We start from the raw sequence: 20,939 nt of genomic DNA on the forward strand, positions 1-20,939 counted from the left end.
CAGCAAGGTACTTTGCGGCGCAGCTGCAGCGCCAAAGTAGGTCCGACCAAGGATCAACTGCCCAGATGTCGTACGAACCACAAAGGGGATAGCAGGCATAATGACTAAATCATCTTTGGCAATTAAGAGATGGTTTTCGATTTTAATATCTGGAAATGATTCAAACATTTTGGTATACAGCTCTTCAAAAACCTGAGGGCCTTTTTTATTCTGAGTTGGAAGAAGGTCATTATGGTTTACAAAGTCGGGATGAAGTAGCTCTTGCAAAAGACTTAAATTTCGTTGGTTAAATGCATCATCAATTAGACTTCTCACAAGAGTCTTATTCTTATCTTCCTGATTCATAATACTGCAATATTACCAGAAAAGTAGGACTGTGGTTTTACAACAACTTTTGAAGATCTTCATCTGAGAGCTCAATCGGTTCAACGGTCTCGTTGATATTCTCTCTGAAATGATTTAGATCAAGCCCGAGCAGGTAGCAGCTTAAAAGTGAGCGTATATGTTTGTGCATTACAACAAGAACTTTTTCCCCGGGATATTTAAGAGCAATCTCTCTAATTGTGCGTACAATTCGCTGCTGAACTTGTGCAAGGGTTTCCGGAGCATTTGGAAGCGGGATTGAAGCATCAGCTTCGTTCCACCATTTGTAGAAGTCGCTGTTAGTATCAGCAAGAAGGTCTTCATACTTTTGTCCGTTCCAGTCCCCGTGATCTAACTCTCTTAGATCCTTGTGAATATCTAGCGGGATGCCAATCCTATCAGCGTATGATTTTGATGTGTCATGCGCCCTTTTTAGCGGGCTTGTGACAATTCTGTCAAAGTTAAGAGCTTCGATAAGCGGAAACGTCTCTTCAATCTCAGCCCATCCAACATCGCAAAGAGGACGATCGATTGTGCCGATTAGGCGCCCTTCTAAATTCCAGTCTGTTTTGCAGTGTCTTCCTAGATATATTTTCGCGGTTTGCGGTGAATCACTCATGTTAATTCCAACCTAATATGTATGTTTTATTTTAAATCAGGCATCAATATACCAGTGGGTCTTTGATTTACAAATTTTTTAATTTACTGCAGTTTCCTGCTTCGCGGGCTTTTTCTTTTTTACAGGAGGTTCCGTAGCTTTTTGAGCTTTTAGCTTGCTGCTCTTTTTTAGGTCCGGCAAGTAAGTACCGCCCAATTTGACATGCCCTTTGTCAACCCCGTCACTTAGTCTCTCAATTATGTAGTCTCTATCTAGACCCATAATATTTACTCCATGGTCAGACTCAACCAGGCAAAGCATTTTCATGCTCTTTCCGTTTTGATTAGCTAACTCATATATGGCTGAATAATTAAGTAGAGCCGCTTCAACTGTTCCGCAAGGAAGTGAGGGGTTACTGGCTCCTGCATGATACTCGCTCTTGCCAAACCAGTTGGGATCTGGATAGCCATGGAAATGAAGAATCGGAAGACCGTCTTTAATTAGATCCGGAGCATAAAGCGATGTTGCAACTGCTTGCGCCAAGATTACATATGTATCAAAGGATGGTCTAATATCCTTTCGGTTTAAATCTACACCTTTGGGTGTTTCTAAGTGAAGCTTTCCTTTTATTACTCCAATTCTTACTATGTCTGTGTTAGGATCAAGATTAGTTTTATTGCTGCCGGAGCGAGATGTTGCAATCCAAATATCGGGGACCTGCTGGTATATCTCCTTTCCTCTAATTAGAGTTTTGACATACCACCTGCCCTTGGAGTTCTCCCTTACCATATCATCATCAATGCTCTCGACTTTTTTAAGCTTATCCCATGTGGACTTGCTAATGGTGACCTTGCCTTCATATTTAGGAGCTTCGGCAAGTGCGATGAAACCATATGAGACCCCTGTTCGTCCTTCGAGAATTTTTACGACCACGTCTTTATGTGACTGTCTTTTTACTTTGTCGCTAAAAGAGGAGCCCTGTGGGAAAAGGTTTGTAGATTTAACCATTCTTCCTAGCTCTGCAAGCTGTGTTGGAAAATCCGTCTCTTTTGGATCATATTCACCTTTTTTAAACCTATTTAGTACAGGCGGTTTAATTGGTGCGTAAATCTTAGGAATTAAGGAGTTCATTACAAAATCGTCCATGTCCTCATTTAGGTAAATCGAGTCAGATAGGTTCATATTAACTAGAGAGAATTTATCAGGTGCTATACCCATAATTATCTCTGACATGGTTGCAATTAGGTTTTGCATACCGATTGCTATCTTTCTGTCATAGGTTGTATTTTTATCAGCAAATTCAGGCTCAAGCGGCATAAGTGTGATTATTTGAGTGTTAAAAGGATCCTGAACATATCTTGCTGTAAAATCATCTGCCCAGCCGCTGACTTTTAATATCTCCATAACCGACATATCGGGTTTACGAAGATATCCATACATCCTCTCTGCTACGTTACTAAAAAAAGTTCTTGCAATCGAGTACTCCCTTCTTACATCGACAACGGCGTGAATATTTCTTTTAACTTTCCTGGTTCTGAGCACTTTTGATATAAGGCCATCGGGAAGCTCTGCCGCCTCATCCCAAGGGATTACCTGAACACCGTGTTCTTTTAACTTTTTCTCAAGTGTTTCTCTAAACCTTATTACTATCTGGTTTCCATAATTATTGGGGAGCGGCCTGAAGGTAACCCTTACTCTTTTGGCCATCTCTAAAGGTTTTCTAGGATTTACTAAGTCTTTTTGCGGCGGCATACCCGAAAGACTTAAAATTGTTTTCAGTTCTAAATCTGCAAATTGCTGACTATCCATTATTTCTCTCCACTACTATCTTCCCACAAAATGCTTAAACATATCTTAAAAGTAATTCTTAAATACGGCGGATTAGATATTTACCACAAAATAGAATTACAATAGCCTATCAATTATAGACTATTGATAGGGCTTACTCAATAAGTCTGGGTTAGTAATTATTAACGAGTAAGTAGATAAATCAAGGTGGGATTAAATTTTTTCCTCAACGTCAGGCAAGGTGGCCTCTTCAACTGCCAACACTTCTTCCATTTGTTCTCTGACAATATGCATTAGCTTTTCTCTGCCCTCTCTTCCTTTCGGAAGCTCATCAACAGAGATTGGGGGAAGTATTCTTATCTTCATAGTTCCGGGGTATGCCTTTCTTGAACTTTTTGGCAAAAGCTTTCTACCACCGGCTATTACCATTGTTACGACAGGCACTCTTGCAAGCACAGCAATCAGAAATCCGCCTTTTTGAAATGGTAGCAGCTTTCCATCATCACTTCTTGTGCCTTCAGGAGCAACAACCACAGAAGGGCCTAAGCGTATTTTCTCAACTATCTTTTTAACTTCCTTGGTATCTGATCTGGATCCGTCTCTTGCCACAAGGTGATGGCCTGATAGGATGGAAACCCATCCGATAAAAGGAATTTTACCTACTTCCTTTTTCATAATAGCTCGCCAGTCTATGGGTAAAATCGACATATAGGCCAAAATATCAAGAGCGCTTTGATGATTAAACATTATTATGCAAGGCTCTTTCGGGAGATTTTCAAGACCCTTAACATCAATCTTGATACCCCCTGCCCATAAATTCGTTTTTGCCCATGGCTTTACCGCGTATTTAGTAACCCATGGACGATATGTTAGAGACAAAATCATCCCCACTATTCCATAAAAAATTGTGAAAACAGTAAATATTAGTGCGCAGTATATTGTTCGTATCATTTTTAATTATCCAAGAGCTAATCGAGTTTTATTTTTCATCTAGATTTATTGGTTAGAAAACCTTTGTCAAGCACACATTATATTAAGCGCCCCCGGGAGTATTTCAACACTGTGAACACCTTCTTCCATATAGAAAGGCTCGCCATCCGTATGTGCGGGAACCGTTTGGTCTAATCTGATCTCCATTTTTGTCCCGGTTTTAATATCAACCTCATCTAGACCTGAATGAGAGCCCTCAAGAACCTTAGGTATTTTTATAAGCCTGTTAGCGATAGACATGTTTTTTATTACATGAAAGTCCAAGAGTCTATCATCTATTTTGGCATCGGGCGCGAGTTTGAACTTGCCCCCTTGGTAGAGACCATTTGATGCCCCAGTTAAAAGGAGAGAGCCTTGATATTCCCAATCTCCAATTTTTATCTGAACCTCAAATCCTTTAAATCCGATAGCTTCCTGTACAGATCCTAGTAGATAGCCGAACTGCCCTCTAAGGAGTTTCAAATTTTTAAATCTATGCGCAACAGCACCGTCTAATCCTATGCCGAGACCGTTTATAAAATATCTATCGCCCAGTTTGCCTACGTCAACTTGGTTTTGTCTGCCCGAAAAAACGGTTTCCACCGCCTGTTTTATATCAAGCGGTATTGATGCCGACTTTGGAAAATCATTGCCGCTTCCAGAGGGTATAATTCCAAATATTACATCACTCTCGATTTGCCCCTCCGCTGTCATAAGACCATTTACAATTTCATGGGATGTACCGTCTCCACCAACAGAAATAATATGGGTGTACCCTTCATCTACCGCCTGTCTTGCAAATCTCTTTGCTTGCCCGGGTTTAGAAGTAAACTGAAGATCGTACTTAATCTCTTTATCTGATAAATATTCTCTAATAAGTTCAGATGCGCTGTTAGATCTTCCGTGGCCGGCAGTAGGATTTACGATAAATATGTAATTTGGCTCTTTCAATATTTCCTCTTTGCTGTAAAATTCCCTACAGTTTACCACAGCAGATTTTTTTTGTGGTATAACTTTATTGGTCGCAAATACTTGATAAACACAATATTTTATGTTAAATATCTTCGTTTATTTATAACTGGTCTGACAATAACAGGAGGCTTTTTTAATGGCAGAAGAAACACAACAGTCTGAGGCGGCAAACGAAGCAATAAGCATGAAGCAGCTTCTAGAAGCCGGCGTTCATTTTGGTCACCAGATTAGTCACTGGAACCCAAAAATGAAGGACTATATATTTGGAAGCAGAAATGGTATTCACATAATAGATCTGCAGCAAACAGTTGGTCTATTTAAAAGCGCTTATAACTTCGTAAGAGACGTTGTTGCAGAAGGCGGAGAAGTCCTATTCGTGGGCACTAAAAAGCAGGCTCAGGGAATAATTGCCGAAGAGACTGAAAAATCCGGCATGCCTTATATCAACACACGCTGGCTGGGCGGAACTCTTACTAATTTCCCAACGATTAGAGCTAGAGTTGATTACTTGCTTGAGCTCAAAAAGCTTGAAGAAGAAGGTCACATGGACCATCTTCCTAAAAAAGAGGTTAAAAACCTAAGACGTGAAATGCAAAAGTTAGAGCACCTACTTGGCGGAATCGTTAATATGAAGAGTATTCCTCAGGCTCTATACATTGTAGATACTAGAAAAGAACACATCGCGGTAAACGAAGCAAGAAAATTAGGTATACCAATAGTCGGAGTCGTTGACACTAACTCAAACCCGGATGATGCGGATTTAATTATTCCCAGCAATGACGATGCAATAAGGGCGATTAAGCTTTTCACATCTAGAATCTCTGATGCCTGCGTGGAAGGAAGACACATTTATGAGCAGAAACTTCAGGCAGGTGAAGTAGAGGTTAAAGAAGAAGAATCAAATGTAGTAGTTGAAAGAAAGGTATTTGTCTTTAAGGAATTCGGCGAAGAAGGCGATCAGGAAGCCACAACTTCAGTTGCAGTATCTGAATCTGCACCTGGTGAGTCGCCTCAGCCAACTGAACAGCCAGTTGAAATTCCTGCAGAGAAACAGGCTACTGAACAAACTCAAGCACCATCAGAAACTGCAGCTCCAGCAGAGCCAACACCACAAGAACCCGCTCAAAGCGAACCAGAATCACAAGAGCCTGCACAGACTGAAGCAGAAACCGAGAAGGAGGATTAGAATTACAATGGCCGAAATAACAGCACAAATGGTCAAAGATCTTAGGGATTCAACCGGAGCCCCATTTATTGACTGTAAAAAAGCACTTGAAGAAGTATCAGGAGATATGGACAAAGCCCTTGATATATTAAAAATCAGAGGCGTAGCAAAAGCGTCTAAGAAAGTAGGCAGAGACACCCCTGAAGGGACAGTAATGTCATATATACATGCCGGCGGCAAGATTGGAGTAATGGTTGAAATCAATTGTGAGACCGACTTTGTAGCAAGAAATGAGGAGTTTCAAGAATTCGCAAGAGAAGTAGCTATGCAGATAGCTGCTGCCAATCCGATATATGTAAGCAAAGAAGATGTTCCTGAAACAGACCTTGAAAAGGAAAAAGAAGTTATGAAAGCACAGGTAATTGAGTCCGGAAAACCTGCTGACATAGCTGACAAGATTGTTGAGGGCAAAATTGAAAAATATTATGAAGAAGTTTGCCTTCTTAATCAGACCTACATTAGAGATACCAAATTAAAAATTGACGACATTCTACAAGCATTAATCGCTAAAATTGGCGAGAATATTAAAGTCAGAAGATTCGTCAGGTTTCAATTAGGAGAGCCTTTAGATTAAAATATAACTATGTCATCCTCTAATACTTCTTCAGAGAAAGAACCAGCATATAGAAAAGTACTTCTAAAATTAAGCGGGGAAGCTCTTCAAGGAGAACAAGGGTATGGCATTAGTTCACAAACCTTAGAAACAATCTCAAACGAGATTGCCGAAGTTAGCAGACTTAATATACAGATAGCCATAGTAATCGGCGGCGGCAACATTTTCAGAGGGGTTGCAGGATCGTCTGAAGGAATTGACCGTTCAACCGGCGACTATATGGGCATGCTGGCAACTGTAATGAATGCACTCGCGCTTCAGGACTCACTTGAAAAAAAAGGTGTTCACACCAGAGTTCAGACCGCACTTAACATTGAGAGGGTGGCGGAACCATATATTAGACGAAGGGCAGTAAGACACTTAGAGAAAGGAAGAGTTGTAATTTTTGCCGCCGGAACCGGGAATCCTTTTTTTACAACTGATACTGCTGCAACTCTTAGAGCTCTTGAGATAGGGGCTGATTTAATTCTAAAAGCTACCAAAGTTGACGGGGTATATGACAAAGACCCGATGCAATATGATGACGCGGTAAAATACTCTAAACTTACCTACATGGAAGTATTAAAAAACGAGCTCAAGATCATGGATGCGACAGCTATTTCTTTGTGTATGCAGGGTAGCATTCCTATAATTGTATTTAATTTATTTGAAACTGGTAATATAAAAAATGTTATAATGGGACAAGAAATAGGAACAATTGTAAGGAGTGATAACGATGTGTGACAACATGCTAAACGATATTATTGACGATACTGAGCAAAGGATGAATAAGACCTTATCTGCATTTAACTCAGAGCTTACTAAGATCAGAACAGGTAGAGCTTCGTCAGCTCTTGTGGATCACATAATCGTTGATTATTACGGAGCTGAGACTCCGATAAACCAAATGGCTACAGTTTCTGTACCAGAGTCTAGAACAATATTGATACAACCTTGGGATGCAACTGCTGTAGGAGAAGTTGAAAAAGCACTTATGAAATCTGAATTAGGCATTAATCCCTCAAACGATGGTAAGGTGATTAGGCTTAATATTCCAGCGCTCACAGAAGATAGGAGAAAGGAGTTAGTCAAATATGTGGCCAAGGTAGCTGAGGACTTTAGGGTTTCAATCAGGCAAACGCGTCATGATGTTAATCATTTTGTAAAATCTCTTGAGAAAGAAGAGGGAATTCCAGAGGACAGAGTTAAAAAGAATCTTGATAACGTGCAGAAGTTAACTGATAAGTTCATAAAAGACATAAACGAAATGCTTGAGAAAAAAGAAAAGGAAATTCTTGAAGTCTAAACAACTTAAGCTTCTATTTTATTAATCCCGCCCATATACGGAACTAGCACATCAGGAATCACGATACTTCCGTCTTCCTGCTGATTATTCTCTAATATCCCAATCACAGTTCTGCCCACTGCTAGCCCAGAGCCGTTTAGTGTGTGTGCAAATCTGGTCTTTCCGCCTTCATTAGGCCGATATCTAATTGACGCCCTTCTAGCTTGGAAATCCTCAAAGTTACTGCAAGAGGATATCTCTCTGTAGGTATTCTCACTTGGCACCCAAACCTCTAAATCGTAAGTCTTGGCTGATGAAAACCCCATATCACCTGTGCATAAGATAACTACTCTATACGGAAGCCCTAGGAGCTGCAGAATCTTCTCCGCATTCTCAGTTAGGGATTCGTGTTCCTCGTATGAGCTTTCGGGACTTGAAAATTTAACTAATTCGACCTTGTTAAACTGATGCTGACGAATAATTCCTCTTACGTCCTTACCGTATGAGCCTGCCTCACTTCTAAAACAAGGTGTGTAGGCGACATATTTAATTGGAAGCTCACTCTCTTTTAAAATCTCATCACGGTGAATGTTAGTGACCGGAACTTCAGCTGTGGGTATTAGGTAATAATTCGTATCTTTAATCTTAAATAAATCCTCTTCAAATTTAGGAAGGTTCCCGGTTGCGATAAAGCTGTCGGTGTTTGCCATAAAAGGAGGCAGCACCTCTTTGTATCCATGCTCACTCGTATGAACATCTAGCATAAAGTTTATAAGTGCCCGCTCAAGTCTCGCTCCAAGGCCCTTATATAGCGCAAACCTTGCGCCGGTTATCTTGGCCGCTCTGTCTAGATCTAAAATATCTAAAGCGCTGCCTAATTCGATGTGGTCTTTAGGCTGAAAATCAAACTCTCTAAGAGCTCCCCATTTTCTTATCTCTAAATTGTCCTCATCGCTTTTCCCTTCTGGAACACTATCATTAGGCAGGTTAGGTATGGTCAGCATAAAAGCACGAAACTCATCTTCTGCTTTTGATCTTAGCTCACCTAGATCCTTGATCTTAGATGAGAGTTCTTTCATCTCTTCCTGAAGCGCTTTAGCTTCATCCTTTTTACCCTCCCTCATAAGCTCGCCCACTTTTTTAGAACCTACGTTTCTCTCACGCTCAAGCTCTTCAACTTTTTTAATAATTTCTTTACGCCCAAGATCGAGTGCCCTGAACTGGTCAAAATCTATCTGGGCACCTCTTGAGTCTAATTTGCGTTTCACATCAAGCATATTTTCTTCTATAAGTTTTGAATCAATCATTAAGATTTATCCTTTTTGGAATCCGTACTATGTTAAGCACTTATTTTGGCTTTTAATCTATCATCAGCAATTTCTCTTTTCAAATTAGTGCTGTAAAATAATATAAGGAGATTTTAAATAATGTCGCTTGGAAAAGGTATTGAACTCACCTACATGGGTCATTCGACCTTTAAAATCAAATCTGTAGAAGGGAAAATCATCATAGTAGACCCGTGGGTTTACGGAAACCCTATATGCCCTGAAAAACTCAAAAAGATCGACAAAGTAGACATACTAGCTGTTACACATGCCCATTTTGAACACATTGGTGACAGTGTTAAACTCGGCCATGAACATAAACCTAAAGTGGTGGGTATACATGAGATATGCGTATGGTTAAGCGACAAGGGCGTTGAGAACATAATCACTCTGAATAAGGGTGGAACACAAGAAATTGACGGAATAAAGTTTACGATGGTACATGCTGACCACAGTTCCCTTATACAGGAAGAAAACGGAACAATTACCTATGGCGGCGAGGCAGTGGGATATGTGATTGAGTTTGAAAACGGATTTAAGATATATCACGCTGGTGATACGGCTGTATTTAGTGACATGAAAATAATTTCAGAAATTTACAAACCTGAGCTTGTTATGCTGCCAATAGGTGATTTGTTTACTATGTCTCCCTCTGAGGCTGCGCATGCATGCAGATTTTTAAATCCTAAGTATGTTATCCCCATGCACTATGGGACGTTCCCGCTACTTGCCGACGCACCGGATGATATAAGAAACCTAACTCAGGATATGAAAGAAACTCAGGTAATTGAATTGAAACCTGGCGATACTTTGAGATAAACTATTTTTTATGAGATATAGTTATTAATAACCAAATATAACTAAAGGACGGATAACTAATATGCGAAGAAGCAAATACTTATTACTATCTATTCTTCTAACCGTATTCTATTTAGCATCATGTGACTCAGACGGGAATAATAACACTACTTCACCCGAGCCAACGCCTATGCCTACTCCATCCCCAACTCCGGATCCGGGGCTTGAGAACCAGTTTGGACTAATAAACACATTTACAGGTCTGTTTTTTGATAAACCTCTTGATGTACAAAATGCCGGGGACGGCACAAACCGTTTGTTCGTTGCCGAGCAAAGAGGTGTGATTATGGTACTCAACAACCTTCCTGGCCTACAAAACGGCGAGTTAATTCAGCGAAATGTCACCTCTGATATGTTTTTAGATATTCGGGACCGCATATTATTCGATGATAGCGAGCAAGGACTGCTTGGTTTTACATTTCACCCAAATTTTACAAATAACGGATATGTCTATGTTCATTACACAGCAAGCAATCCAAGCAGAAGCGTTGTTTCCAGATTTGAGGTTAGCTCGAACAACGCAGACCTTGTAGATACACAAACTGAGCTTGTAATACTAGAAATTCCTCAGCCCCACCCATTTCATAACGGCGGACAGCTTGTGTTTGGCCCGCAGGACGGATATTTATACATCTCAATGGGCGATGGCGGCCCCGCAGGCGGCCTAGGAACAGGTCAAGATCTAACTGACCTTCTTGGAACAATTATCAGAATTGATGTAAATAATACTCAAAATGGACTTAACTATTCGATACCACCGGACAATCCATTTGCTAACAATAACCAGGGTATTAGAGAAGAAATCTATGCTTATGGGCTGCGTAATCCATGGAGAGTCGCCTTTAACGAGATGTCTGGAAGACTATGGTCTGGAGATGTAGGCGAGGCCTCAAGAGAAGAGCTTAACATAATTGTAAATGGAGCTAACTACGGCTGGTCAATTACGGAAGGAACTCAGTGTATACAGCAAGGATGCAATCCATCAGACTTTGAGCTTCCGGTGCTTGAGTACGGAAGATCAACAGGGGGCTCCGTAATAGGCGGGGTATTTTATTATGGCAACGAGTTTCCGGAGCTTACCGGCATGTATTTATATGCTGATTTTGTATCTGGAAGGGTATGGGCGCTGCAATACGATGGATTTAATGTAGTGCAGAACGTTCAACTATTGAATTTCAATGCATTCTCTATTGTCGCATTTGGCTTAGATGAACAGGGAGAGCCATATATTGCATCATTTGACGGAAATATCTATAGGCTTGAGCGTCTAGATTAAATCATCAACACTCAGGATTACTTGCGAGCTCCAAATTAACCTTTGCTTTATTGTCAGATCTATAAAAAATCTAATGATATTCGTAGAATAATTCGATATTTACCCTCGGTTATATATTTGACAACAAATATAAGTTATGATAATTATTAACGTTTGATTTTTAACAGGAGAGGTGTATTTAGCGCCCATGTTTGAAGGAATATCAGAGAAATTAAACACAACTTTAAAAAGAGTAAGAGGCTATGGGAAGCTCAGCGATAGCAATATCGAAGAGGCTTTGCGAGAAGTAAGACTCAGTCTACTAGAAGCGGATGTTAACTTTAAAGTTGTAAGAGACTTTATTAACTCTGTTAAAGAAAGGGCTTTGGGACAGGAAGTGCTTCAAAGCTTATCGCCCGGGCAGCAGTTTGTTAAGATCGTACATGAAGAGCTAATTAGCGTATTGGGCGATCAGAGCTCTGAGCTTGACCTAAAGGCAAGCCCGCCAGTAGGCATTATGCTGATTGGTCTTCAGGGATCTGGTAAAACCACCTCTGCTTCTAAAATTGCAAGATTCTTAAAAGACAAATTAAATAGAAATCCGTATTTAGTGCCGGCAGACGTCTACCGTCCAGCAGCTATCGATCAGCTTAAGGTGTTGGCAGGTCAAATAGATGTTGGAGTCTATGATACGCCTGCAGGATCAAATCCAGTGGATATTGCTCAGGATGCGATGGAAGTTGCCCGCACAAACGGTCATGACACAGTAATCATAGATACCGCGGGAAGACTGCACATAGATGAAGAGCTCATGGATGAGCTTAGAAATATCAAATCTGCAGTAAATCCTCATCAGGTTCTTCTTGTGGCTGATGCGATGACAGGTCAGGACGCTGTAAATGTTTCCTCAAGCTTCAATGAGGCAATTGACATTGACGGCGTTGTGCTTACAAAAATGGACGGGGACGCAAGAGGCGGTGCGGCCCTATCAATTAAAGCGGTTACGGGCAAGCCTATTAAGTTCTTTGGTACGGGCGAGAAATTAGATGCCATTGAAGTATTTCATCCCGACCGTATTGCTTCACGAATTCTGGGAATGGGAGATGTTCTAAGCTTTATTGAGAAAGCACAGACCGCGTTTGAAGATAAAAAAGCTGAGGACATGGCTAAAAAGCTAATGAAAAAGCAGTTTTCATTGGCCGATTTCAAAGAAGCAATGCTTACAATGAATAAAATGGGCTCACTTGAGAGTATGACTCAGATGATCCCAGGAATGAAACAAGTTTCAAAAGACCCTAAAGCGCTTGAGACTGCTGAGAAAGAAATGAAGAAAACAATTGCTATAATTGATTCAATGACTCCTAAGGAAAGGCATAATCATGCCATCATAAACGGCTCTCGCAGAAAACGTATCGCAAAAGGAAGCGGCACTAGGGTTGAAGACATAAACCGCATGATTAAGAATTATATGCAGATGCGCAAGATGATGGGCAATATGGGGAAAATGGGCAAATTAGCAAAAAGAATGATGAAAGTTCGATAATATAGTTTATTATACTAATATACTGTTAGGAGGTATTAATAGTTTGGTTAAGATAAGACTTATGAGAGCAGGGTCCAAAAAACGCCCATTTTATAGAATAGTGGCTGCAGATTCGCGCTCTCCAAGAGACGGTAAGTTTTTAGAGATTCTAGGATATTACGATCCTAGGAAAAAACCTCATGTTTTAGAGGTTAAAACAGATAGGGTGCAGGATTGGGTCAGTAAAGGCGCTCAGACATCTGTTAGAGTTGAGAAACTTATATCTACATTAAATTAGGGCTAAGACTGTAACGATAAGAAAGTGCTGGTGTATTGATACTACACACGGGAGGTATCAGTTATGGATAGACTAAAAGAGCTTGTTACTTTCATTGCGCAATCCCTGGTAGACAGTCCTGATAAAGTTGAGGTACGTGAGGTTGCGGGAGAGCAGACAGCTGTGCTTGAGTTAAAGGTGGCCCCTGAGGATCTAGGTAAGATAATAGGTAAACAGGGCAAAACAGCTAAAGCCATTAGGACAATCTTAGGCGCTGCGGCTGCTAAGATGAGAAAAAGAGCAGTGCTCGAAATCTTGGAATAAGATGCGTCCCCGTTTTAGTTAGATATGGGACTAATTTCGTTTGGTAAGATTTCAAAAGTACACGGACTAGAGGGAGAGGTAAAATTTCTTCCACACAGCCGCCAACTAGATAATATTTCTACTCTGGATCGGATCTTTATATATAAAAGGCCCGATGCTCCCCCATCAGAGTTAAAAATAAAAAAAAGAAGAATTCACAATAATGCTGCGTTCTTTAAGATAGAAGGAGTTGATTCTATCCAAGATGCACAGGCTCTTGTAGGAAGTGAAGTGCATGTAGAGACTTCAGATTTAAAAGAGCTGGATGAGGACGAGTACTACTGGTTTGATCTGATTGGTCTTAAGACATATACAGATAAGGGAGAGTTCATCGGGATTGTAGATAGCTTAGTTGACCGTTCAATGCAGAGTTTATTGGTAGTAAAAGATGGAGATAAAGAACACTTAATACCCCTTACTGAGCCAATAGTGCAAAAGATAGATCTTAAGAACTCTAAGATTATTATTTCTACAATAGAAGGCCTTATAGAATAACTTCGGAACTAAAATGAGATACGATATTCTTACTATATTTCCAGATTTTTTTGATTCACCTTTTTCCTTTGGGATCCTGCAAAAAGCCCAAGAAAAAGGACTTATTGAAATAAACACCCATGACATAAGAGAATATAGTGATAACAAGCATAAAACAGTGGATGATACCCCATATGGCGGGGGCGGCGGTATGCTTATGAATGCAGCACCTATTGGATCGGCTGTAGAAAGTGTGAAAGATGAAAGCCTAAAGTCAATTGTATTGTTAACAACACCCGACGGGGAGAAATACTCTGATAATATGGCTCGTGAGCTTTCAGAATATGATCAGATTGTAGTTATATGCGGTAGATATGAAGGGGTTGATGACAGAGTAAGAGAGCTCTACGTGGACAAAGAAGTTTCAATTGGAGATTATATACTTTCAGGCGGTGAGAACGCAGCGGCTGTAATTGTGGAGAGCGTGTCCAGATTTATACCGGGGGTGCTTGGCAACGATCAGTCACCAGAGAATGATTCTTTTTCAGATAACATACTAGAATACCCCCAGTACACAAGACCAGAGGAATATAAAGGCCTTAAGGTTCCGGAGGTTTTGCTCTCCGGGAACCATGCAGAAATCGATAGATGGAGAAAGGATCAAAGCATAAACAAAACATTTAACAAAAGAGCTGATCTACTAGATAAAGCTATTTTGCAAAATGAAGAACTTGAACTCATTAAAGAGCTAAAAAAAGAAAATCCACCGACTTTTAAAGCATATATTGCATTAATCCATTATCCCGTATACAATAATCGGTTTAAAATTATAAATACGGCCTTTACCAATTTAGATGTTCATGATATAGCCAGATCGGCAGAGACATATGGGATTAAGAAATTCTATCTTGTTCAGCCAAACCTGGAGCAGCAAAAACTGGTAAAGCGCGTACTCGATCACTGGAAAGACGGAGAGGGATCAACTTTTAACAAATCAAGATCCCAAGCACTTGAGCTTGTAGAGATGAAAGATACTCTAGAAGAAGTTGAGAAAGAGATTGAGAGAATAGAGGGAGTAAGGCCTAAATCAGTAGTTACAGACGCCAGGTACACAGAAAACATGATAGGGTTTTCTGAGCTAAGGGAAATGATACTCTCAGATGAAAAAAAACCTTATCTCATATTACTGGGAACTGGTTGGGGATTAGCAAAGCAAGTAATGGAAAAAGCAGACTACACTTTAAAGCCGGTAAGTGGTTATACTAATTATAATCATCTTTCAGTTAGAAGCGCTGCTGCTGTGATTTTTGATAGATTATTGTCGTGTAAAATATAGATAGGAGATTTATGATGAATATCGTAAGCGAATTAGAAAAATCAATTATGAGAGAAGACCTGCCAGATTTCCGCCCAGGTGACACAGTGGCTGTGCACTATAAAATTAAAGAGGGCGAGAGGGAAAGGATCCAGGTTTTTGAAGGAGTAGTAATTGCGAAGAAAGGCGGCGGCGCTCGAGAGACATTTATTGTGAGAAAAGTATCTTATGGTGTTGGGGTTGAAAGGATATTCCCACTCCACACTCCTCTAATTGATAAAATCGAGGTTAAGAGACAAGGAAAAGTAAGACGAGCAAAACTCTACTATCTAAGAGGACTTTCTAAAAAAGCTAGTAGGATTAGAGAAAGATCAAGAGTTGAGCAGCAAGTTGGAGCAGCGGTTCAGCCAGAGCCTACGCCTGAGGTAGAACCTGAAGTTATAGAGCAAAACAACCAGCCCGAAGTTCAGGAAGAAGCTACAACCAACGAAAGCTAGCTTTGATAAAAAACTAAATATACAAAACAAAGTAAACGTACAAATTACACCGGGATGCCTGCAAATAGCAGTCTCCCGGTTTTTTATTTGGATTAATATGTATTCATTAAGAATACTAAAGAGGGAGATAATTATTCCAAATCGTCAAACTTTACTAAAGAGCCGTCTAAAAACTTAAGTATGTAGCAGTTGTAATCGAATCCGTCTTCATCAGAACATCTATAGATCCACTGATTAACCCTTCCGGCCTTTTCTATCTCATCTGGTTCTCCCATAGCCTCTCTGGCTTCAGCCGGGATCATACCAACAACTGGGTAGTCGTGCTTAATACCCCATTTAATCTTATCTAGAACTTCTTGGTCTCTCTCAACCACTTCATATTTACTCATTTCTAAAAGAAGTTTTCTATCAGCCACATTACCCGATGTTGTATCAACCTCCGCTACGGTAATTCTCTCGCATCCCCATACCAAGACGCCGTCACTTACCATCGATACTTTCTCCGGCATCGCAGCGCTTATCTCGCCAATAGATTCTTTTACATAGATTCTAGCTTTCTTATCCGTTTCAGTGTCATATAATCGCACGGTTTTCGTTATACAGAACCCGCCCGGTTTCCAATGCTGCAGGATTGATGTAACCCCAAAACTCCTTAAACGAATCCTCTGTGCCAAGAGATTTCGCGAACCATCGCCTGTTGTTTTAAAATCCTTAACTGCATGCTTGTTACCAACCAGTATTGCCACCGGCCTCTCACCACTTATCTTTACTACTTCCTGCTCCATCCACGCATCTTTGCTCATCGGAATGGAACTTGGTGGATTAATTGCGTAAATGGAAAGGCATTTGCCTTGTTTAATGCTCTCACTAAAGCTTACAAGCATTTCCCGATAACTATCATGGTCTATCACTGTATCAATCTGAATATCAGATATTGATACTTCGCCCACCATAGCGCTATCTAAAACTTCCTGCTGATCTGATGCTATTTCAAGACCTACATTTAGACATTGTCCATCTGCGATATATTGAGTTACCTTCTCAGAGAAAAAATTAACCGATTCATCCTGCCCATAAGACTCACCTAATATAAGAATCTTATTGCTGCCCATTAGTGTGGACAAAGACAAATTGTCGGCCTGTGCATATCCAGGAGTATGAAAACACAGCGATGTTATAAATGCTAATAAAACAAATATAGTTTTATACATAAAGGGATCCAAGTTGTGGCTATGGCCTTTCGATTTTAGAAAGCTCATCGCCGTTAAAGTATAAGTATAAACAGTCCTCGTCAAAACCGTCATCATTATTACAGCGGTATATCCACATCTCTTTACCATCTTCTCCCTCTAGCCTCTTAACTCTATAAGGAACGCCCTCAACATCAAAGGCTTCTATTTTTGTCATCCCAATAAAGAGTCTTCCTTGGGCAAGCTCAATTGTCGTCTTGTATTCTATATATTTATTTGTTGCTGATTGTATATCAGCTGATGAATAAAGACTGGTTGTAGACATCACAACAAAAAACATAATTATTGATAAAAATAATTTTGCCATTTCATTTGCTCCTCCTAAGATTCTCGTACAAAAAATCATTAATTTTACGAACAAGGAATAGCTGAAAAATATATATAAGAATTGTTAAGATTTGGTTAAGAATTTTTGGTAATCTTTATTCGAAGCACTAAACAATAATGAATAATTTAAGCTACTTACCTTTCCAGACTGGTTCTCTTTTTTCAAGAAATGCATCAATGCCTTCCTCTGCGTCACGCGCCATCATGTTCTCAACCATAACTTTGCTGCAGTATTTATATGCGCTTTCTAAATCTTTATCTAGCTGTTCATAAAAAGCCTTTTTGCCTATTTTAAGTGTAAGCGGGGATTTAGATGCGATCTTTTGTGCCAATTCAACTGCTTCTTCATCTAGCCTATCCAGAGCCACTACGCTGTTTATAAGACCCATCTCATAAGCTCTTTGGGCAGATATAAAGTCACCAGTTAAAAGCATCTCCATTGCATGTTTTCTTGAAACATTACGTGATAGTCCAACCATTGGGGTGGAGCAGAAAAGTCCTATATTCACTCCAGGTGTTGCAAACCTTGCGCCCTCTTCAGCTACTGCCAGATCACATGTAGAAACCAGCTGACATCCAGCCGCAGTGGCAATGCCGTGTACTTTAGCAATCACGGGTTTAGGGCAATTTATGATAGACATCATCATTGCATAACTTGTAGCAAACGTTTTCTCGTAAAAAGATTTCTGCGGGTTAGCGCGCAAGTCCTTCATATCATGTCCGGCGCAAAATCCATTGCCAGAGCCAGACAAGATTACAACCTTGATAGATGCATCATCAGATATTTCTTTAATTTCTTGGGTAAGAGCTTCCATACATGCAATAGATAGTGCATTGTAAGCCCTGGGTCTATTTAGTATGAGGTTAGACACACCGTTATCATCATCTCTTAAAACCAAAGGTCCTGTGTTTTCTTTAGCTAATTCCATAATATTTCCGATAGTATAAGTAGTTCTATTATATTGGAAATTATATGGTTGTAAATGGATGGAAATTACTGCAGAGGGCTTTAGATTAAATATTTTTTACGCTATCAGTGAGAATACTAACGATATCATCTCTTACATCCGCAATGCCGCCTTCAACAATTAGCTTTTCCTCGGAGCTGCCTTTTTTATACTTAAGCTCTCCTGTGTGAAGAGTGGTTATGAATGGTACGTGACCTGGGAGAATACCAAATTCTCCTATTTCTCCAGGTGCTACTACTTCGTCCACTTGCTCATCCACTACAAGCTCTGTTGGTGTAATAACTTTAAGATGTATACCGTCAGCCAATGTCATTCTCTCCTAACGAATATTAAAAGGGAGCATGTCTGCTCCCCTCTTTCAATTTTTATGAGGCAATTTCTTTTGCTTTTTCTTGTACTTCGTCGAGGTTTCCTACCATGTAGAAAGCCTGCTCAGGAATATCATCCATACTTCCTGAGATAACTTCTTTAAATGCTTCAATCGTATCTTTAATAGGCACATATTTACCAGGGGTTCCAGTAAACTGTTCAGCTACGTGGAACGGCTGTGATAAGAATCTTTGTACCTTTCTGGCTCTTGCCACAACTAGCTTATCCTCTTCTGAAAGCTCATCCATACCTAGGATAGCAATAATCTCTTGAAGCTGTTTGTAGCGCTGAAGCACTTCTTGCACCTCTCTGGCCACTTCATAGTGCTCTTGTCCAACAATCTGAGGATCAAGAATACGGGATGTAGAATCAAGCGGATCCACAGCCGGGTAGATTCCAAGCTCAGTTAACTGACGGGAAAGTACGATGGTACCGTCTAAGTGAGCAAATGTTGTAGCAGGCGCAGGGTCAGTTAAGTCATCCGCAGGAACATAAATAGCCTGTACAGATGTAATAGAACCTTTTACTGTGGAAGTAATTCTCTCTTGAAGCTCACCAAGGTCAGTAGCAAGTGTCGGCTGATAACCCACAGCTGATGGAATACGTCCAAGTAGCGCTGATACCTCAGATCCAGCCTGTGTGAATCTAAAGATGTTATCAATAAAGAGTAGCACGTCCTGTCCTTCTTCATCACGGAAATACTCAGCTAGTGTAAGAGCAGTTAGAGCAACCCTAGCTCTAGCTCCAGGTGGCTCGTTCATCTGTCCAAAAACAAGACCTGTGTTGTCGATAACGCCTGAGTCTTTCATCTCATGCCAAAGGTCATTACCTTCACGAGTTCTCTCTCCTACTCCTCCAAACACGGATACTCCACCATACTCTTTTGCAACGTTATGGATAAGCTCCATCAAGAGAACCGTTTTTCCCACACCGGCTCCACCGAATAGCCCGATTTTTCCTCCTTTAAGAAAAGGGGCAATTAGGTCAATAACTTTAATACCGGTTTCAAATAGTTCTAATTTTGTACTTTGCTCAACAAATTTAGGAGCTTCGCGGTGAATCGGCCAGCGCATCTGTGTGGCTACCGGGCCAGCTTCGTCAATAGGCTCGCCAACAACGTTTACCATTCGTCCTAGTGCTTCTTTACCAACAGGAACTGTTATGCCCTCTCCTGTGTTTAGAGCGTCCTCTCCTCTTTTAATTCCTTCGGTTGAATCCATAGCAATGCAGCGAACACGGTTTCCGCCAAGCTGCTGCGCAACTTCAACAATCAGGTTCCACTCTTGGTCACTAAGAAGTTTATTTGTTAGTTTTAGTGCAGTGTAGATTGGGGGAAGCTCGCTGTCTTTAAACTCGACGTCAATTACAGGTCCCATAACCTGAACGACCTTTCCCATGTTGTTAGAAGTAGTATTTGTATCCATATTACTCGTCTCCTTTACTTAATGCCTCAGTTCCATTGACGATATCCATGAGCTCAGTTGTGATCATGGCCTGTCTTGTCTTATTGTATAAAAGTGTGAGGTTTTTAATTACTTCATTTGCATTATTTGTTGCGTTTTCCATAGCAGTCATACGAGAGGCGTGTTCACTTGTCATTGACTCTTGTATGGCTCTTTGAACTCTTACCTCTATATATTTAGGAAGAAGCTCACTTAAAATTCCTTTTTTTGTCGGTTCGTATAGATAGTCAATCTGGCTATCGTCTTCTTCATCGGAGCCTGCTTCTATTGGAAGAATTTTTTCATAAGTAATTTCCTGAGTTAGAGCAGATTTAAAGTAGTTGTATACCAGGATTACTTCATCGCTGTCGCCCTTGATGAATTCCTTTGTAAGCTCTTCAGACATCTTTTTGGATATTTCAGCGTAGTTCCTATCGGTAATCCCGATGTAGCTATTAATCTCTTTGTAATCTTCTTTACCAAAATGCTCCTTTCCTCTTCTCCCTAGGAAGCTGAAAGTAACCTCATCATATGCTATAGTTTCATCTACTAGATAAGATTCCAGTTTTCTAATCAGACTACTGTTAAAACTTCCGCACAGTCCTCTGTCTGAGGTTATAAATACCAAATGAAGTTTCTTGGGCTCCTCCATCTTTCTAAGAAGAGGGTGGGCTTCCTGATCGCACCTTTTAGCAACGTTCATAGTTGTATCTTGATAGGCATCGGAAAACGGGCGGTAGGCCATAAGAAGGTCTTGAGCACGCTTTAGCTTTACAGCTGATATCAGCTTCATAGCGCTCATAATTCGGCTTGTGCCTTTAACACTGCTTATTTTTGTTTTGATCTGTTGTAAACTTGCCATAATTTTCTATATCGAGAAATTTATCTCTAATCGTTTAAGATAG

At 40.3% G+C, this 20,939-nt stretch carries 22 protein-coding genes and 2 pseudogenes; 12 read left to right on the forward strand and 12 right to left on the reverse strand.

Annotated elements, in window-relative coordinates; translation table 11 throughout:
- The 5 genes from AAF462_01470 to AAF462_01490 all read right to left on the reverse strand — a co-directional run.
- Positions 1 to 345 (reverse strand): ester cyclase (locus AAF462_01470; protein MEM7007785.1); only part of this gene is annotated, 345 nt, incomplete at its 3' end.
- 37 nt (positions 346 to 382) lie between these two features.
- Entirely contained in the window at positions 383 to 982 is a 600-nt protein-coding gene (locus tag AAF462_01475) for a histidine phosphatase family protein (protein MEM7007786.1), read from the reverse strand.
- Between the two features lie 78 nt (positions 983 to 1,060).
- The gene (locus AAF462_01480) at positions 1,061 to 2,770 is read right to left on the reverse strand and encodes a hypothetical protein (protein ID MEM7007787.1); all 1,710 of its coding nucleotides are present in this window, start codon (positions 2,768 to 2,770) and stop codon (positions 1,061 to 1,063) included.
- Positions 2,771 to 2,962: 192 nt separating this feature from the next.
- The gene (locus AAF462_01485; protein MEM7007788.1) at positions 2,963 to 3,700 is read right to left on the reverse strand and encodes a lysophospholipid acyltransferase family protein; all 738 of its coding nucleotides are present in this window, start codon (positions 3,698 to 3,700) and stop codon (positions 2,963 to 2,965) included.
- Positions 3,701 to 3,766: 66 nt separating this feature from the next.
- The gene (locus AAF462_01490; protein ID MEM7007789.1) at positions 3,767 to 4,669 is read right to left on the reverse strand and encodes a diacylglycerol kinase family protein; all 903 of its coding nucleotides are present in this window, start codon (positions 4,667 to 4,669) and stop codon (positions 3,767 to 3,769) included.
- 157 nt (positions 4,670 to 4,826) lie between these two features.
- Here AAF462_01490 and rpsB point away from each other — a divergent pair.
- The 4 genes and pseudogenes from rpsB to frr all read left to right on the forward strand — a co-directional run bounded on the left by rpsB (position 4,827) and on the right by frr (position 7,813).
- Positions 4,827 to 5,534 (forward strand): annotated as a pseudogene (gene rpsB, locus AAF462_01495) (30S ribosomal protein S2).
- A gap of 349 nt (positions 5,535 to 5,883) precedes the next feature.
- A complete protein-coding gene (gene tsf, locus AAF462_01500; GenBank protein MEM7007790.1) occupies positions 5,884 to 6,489 on the forward strand; it encodes a translation elongation factor Ts in 606 nt (201 codons plus the stop codon).
- A gap of 9 nt (positions 6,490 to 6,498) precedes the next feature.
- Entirely contained in the window at positions 6,499 to 7,251 is a 753-nt protein-coding gene (gene pyrH / locus AAF462_01505; GenBank protein MEM7007791.1) for a UMP kinase, read from the forward strand.
- A gap of 4 nt (positions 7,252 to 7,255) precedes the next feature.
- Positions 7,256 to 7,813 (forward strand): ribosome recycling factor, encoded by a 558-nt coding sequence (gene frr, locus AAF462_01510; protein ID MEM7007792.1) that lies wholly within the window; start codon positions 7,256 to 7,258, stop codon positions 7,811 to 7,813.
- A 5-nt stretch (positions 7,814 to 7,818) separates the two neighbouring features.
- Here frr and serS read toward each other — a convergent pair whose 3' ends face one another.
- The gene (gene serS / locus AAF462_01515) at positions 7,819 to 9,099 is read right to left on the reverse strand and encodes a serine--tRNA ligase (GenBank protein ID MEM7007793.1); all 1,281 of its coding nucleotides are present in this window, start codon (positions 9,097 to 9,099) and stop codon (positions 7,819 to 7,821) included.
- Positions 9,100 to 9,219: 120 nt separating this feature from the next.
- Here serS and AAF462_01520 point away from each other — a divergent pair, with 120 nt between their 5' ends.
- The 8 genes and pseudogenes from AAF462_01520 to rplS all read left to right on the forward strand — a co-directional run bounded on the left by AAF462_01520 (position 9,220) and on the right by rplS (position 15,549).
- On the forward strand, positions 9,220 to 9,936 hold the full coding sequence (locus tag AAF462_01520) for a metal-dependent hydrolase (protein ID MEM7007794.1): 717 nt from the start codon (positions 9,220 to 9,222) through the stop codon (positions 9,934 to 9,936).
- A 61-nt stretch (positions 9,937 to 9,997) separates the two neighbouring features.
- On the forward strand, positions 9,998 to 11,251 hold the full coding sequence (locus tag AAF462_01525) for a PQQ-dependent sugar dehydrogenase (GenBank protein MEM7007795.1): 1,254 nt from the start codon (positions 9,998 to 10,000) through the stop codon (positions 11,249 to 11,251).
- A gap of 187 nt (positions 11,252 to 11,438) precedes the next feature.
- Entirely contained in the window at positions 11,439 to 12,773 is a 1,335-nt protein-coding gene (gene ffh, locus AAF462_01530; protein ID MEM7007796.1) for a signal recognition particle protein, read from the forward strand.
- Between the two features lie 43 nt (positions 12,774 to 12,816).
- Positions 12,817 to 13,050 (forward strand): 30S ribosomal protein S16, encoded by a 234-nt coding sequence (rpsP, locus tag AAF462_01535; GenBank protein MEM7007797.1) that lies wholly within the window; start codon positions 12,817 to 12,819, stop codon positions 13,048 to 13,050.
- Positions 13,051 to 13,113: 63 nt separating this feature from the next.
- On the forward strand, positions 13,114 to 13,353 hold the full coding sequence (locus AAF462_01540) for a KH domain-containing protein (protein ID MEM7007798.1): 240 nt from the start codon (positions 13,114 to 13,116) through the stop codon (positions 13,351 to 13,353).
- A 24-nt stretch (positions 13,354 to 13,377) separates the two neighbouring features.
- Complete coding sequence (gene rimM / locus AAF462_01545; GenBank protein MEM7007799.1) at positions 13,378 to 13,887, forward strand: ribosome maturation factor RimM; 510 nt, start codon at positions 13,378 to 13,380, stop codon at positions 13,885 to 13,887.
- Between the two features lie 13 nt (positions 13,888 to 13,900).
- Complete coding sequence (gene trmD, locus AAF462_01550; protein ID MEM7007800.1) at positions 13,901 to 15,202, forward strand: tRNA (guanosine(37)-N1)-methyltransferase TrmD; 1,302 nt, start codon at positions 13,901 to 13,903, stop codon at positions 15,200 to 15,202.
- An 11-nt stretch (positions 15,203 to 15,213) separates the two neighbouring features.
- A pseudogene (rplS, locus tag AAF462_01555) lies at positions 15,214 to 15,549 on the forward strand (50S ribosomal protein L19).
- A 260-nt stretch (positions 15,550 to 15,809) separates the two neighbouring features.
- On the opposite strand, the gene AAF462_01560 reads toward rplS, so the two are convergent.
- The 6 genes from AAF462_01560 to atpG all read right to left on the reverse strand — a co-directional run bounded on the left by AAF462_01560 (position 15,810) and on the right by atpG (position 20,896).
- Positions 15,810 to 16,889, reverse strand: coding sequence for a hypothetical protein (locus AAF462_01560; GenBank protein ID MEM7007801.1), 1,080 nt, complete (start codon positions 16,887 to 16,889; stop codon positions 15,810 to 15,812).
- A gap of 19 nt (positions 16,890 to 16,908) precedes the next feature.
- Positions 16,909 to 17,235, reverse strand: a complete 327-nt coding sequence (locus AAF462_01565) for a hypothetical protein (protein ID MEM7007802.1) — start codon at positions 17,233 to 17,235, stop codon at positions 16,909 to 16,911.
- A 151-nt stretch (positions 17,236 to 17,386) separates the two neighbouring features.
- Complete coding sequence (locus tag AAF462_01570) at positions 17,387 to 18,184, reverse strand: enoyl-CoA hydratase (GenBank protein MEM7007803.1); 798 nt, start codon at positions 18,182 to 18,184, stop codon at positions 17,387 to 17,389.
- Between the two features lie 85 nt (positions 18,185 to 18,269).
- Positions 18,270 to 18,530, reverse strand: coding sequence for an ATP synthase F1 subunit epsilon (gene atpC / locus AAF462_01575; GenBank protein ID MEM7007804.1), 261 nt, complete (start codon positions 18,528 to 18,530; stop codon positions 18,270 to 18,272).
- Between the two features lie 58 nt (positions 18,531 to 18,588).
- Positions 18,589 to 20,016 carry a F0F1 ATP synthase subunit beta gene (atpD, locus tag AAF462_01580; protein ID MEM7007805.1) on the reverse strand — a complete coding sequence of 476 codons (1,428 nt, stop codon included), beginning with the start codon at positions 20,014 to 20,016 and terminating at the stop codon, positions 18,589 to 18,591.
- A gap of 1 nt (position 20,017) precedes the next feature.
- A complete protein-coding gene (gene atpG, locus AAF462_01585) occupies positions 20,018 to 20,896 on the reverse strand; it encodes an ATP synthase F1 subunit gamma (GenBank protein ID MEM7007806.1) in 879 nt (292 codons plus the stop codon).
- Positions 20,897 to 20,939: the final 43 nt, after the last annotated feature.

It is taken from the genome of Thermodesulfobacteriota bacterium (assembly GCA_039028315.1).
Taxonomy (GTDB): domain Bacteria; phylum Desulfobacterota_D; class UBA1144; order Nemesobacterales; family UBA2774; genus CR02bin9.

What these genes read in the sequence shown, in the direction of transcription:
- AAF462_01475 (MEM7007786.1), bottom strand. Translation starts at nt 982, where the DNA reads ATGAGTGATTCACCGCAAACCGCGAAAATATATCTAGGAAGACACTGC.
- AAF462_01480 (MEM7007787.1), bottom strand. Translation starts at nt 2,770, where the DNA reads ATGGATAGTCAGCAATTTGCAGATTTAGAACTGAAAACAATTTTAAGT.
- AAF462_01485 (MEM7007788.1), bottom strand. Translation starts at nt 3,700, where the DNA reads ATGATACGAACAATATACTGCGCACTAATATTTACTGTTTTCACAATT.
- tsf (MEM7007790.1), top strand. Translation starts at nt 5,884, where the DNA reads ATGGCCGAAATAACAGCACAAATGGTCAAAGATCTTAGGGATTCAACC.
- pyrH (MEM7007791.1), top strand. Translation starts at nt 6,499, where the DNA reads ATGTCATCCTCTAATACTTCTTCAGAGAAAGAACCAGCATATAGAAAA.
- frr (MEM7007792.1), top strand. Translation starts at nt 7,256, where the DNA reads ATGCTAAACGATATTATTGACGATACTGAGCAAAGGATGAATAAGACC.
- serS (MEM7007793.1), bottom strand. Translation starts at nt 9,099, where the DNA reads ATGATTGATTCAAAACTTATAGAAGAAAATATGCTTGATGTGAAACGC.
- AAF462_01520 (MEM7007794.1), top strand. Translation starts at nt 9,220, where the DNA reads ATGTCGCTTGGAAAAGGTATTGAACTCACCTACATGGGTCATTCGACC.
- AAF462_01525 (MEM7007795.1), top strand. Translation starts at nt 9,998, where the DNA reads ATGCGAAGAAGCAAATACTTATTACTATCTATTCTTCTAACCGTATTC.
- ffh (MEM7007796.1), top strand. Translation starts at nt 11,439, where the DNA reads ATGTTTGAAGGAATATCAGAGAAATTAAACACAACTTTAAAAAGAGTA.
- AAF462_01540 (MEM7007798.1), top strand. Translation starts at nt 13,114, where the DNA reads ATGGATAGACTAAAAGAGCTTGTTACTTTCATTGCGCAATCCCTGGTA.
- rimM (MEM7007799.1), top strand. Translation starts at nt 13,378, where the DNA reads ATGGGACTAATTTCGTTTGGTAAGATTTCAAAAGTACACGGACTAGAG.
- trmD (MEM7007800.1), top strand. Translation starts at nt 13,901, where the DNA reads ATGAGATACGATATTCTTACTATATTTCCAGATTTTTTTGATTCACCT.
- AAF462_01560 (MEM7007801.1), bottom strand. Translation starts at nt 16,889, where the DNA reads ATGTATAAAACTATATTTGTTTTATTAGCATTTATAACATCGCTGTGT.
- AAF462_01565 (MEM7007802.1), bottom strand. Translation starts at nt 17,235, where the DNA reads ATGGCAAAATTATTTTTATCAATAATTATGTTTTTTGTTGTGATGTCT.
- AAF462_01570 (MEM7007803.1), bottom strand. Translation starts at nt 18,184, where the DNA reads ATGGAATTAGCTAAAGAAAACACAGGACCTTTGGTTTTAAGAGATGAT.
- atpD (MEM7007805.1), bottom strand. Translation starts at nt 20,016, where the DNA reads ATGGATACAAATACTACTTCTAACAACATGGGAAAGGTCGTTCAGGTT.
- atpG (MEM7007806.1), bottom strand. Translation starts at nt 20,896, where the DNA reads ATGGCAAGTTTACAACAGATCAAAACAAAAATAAGCAGTGTTAAAGGC.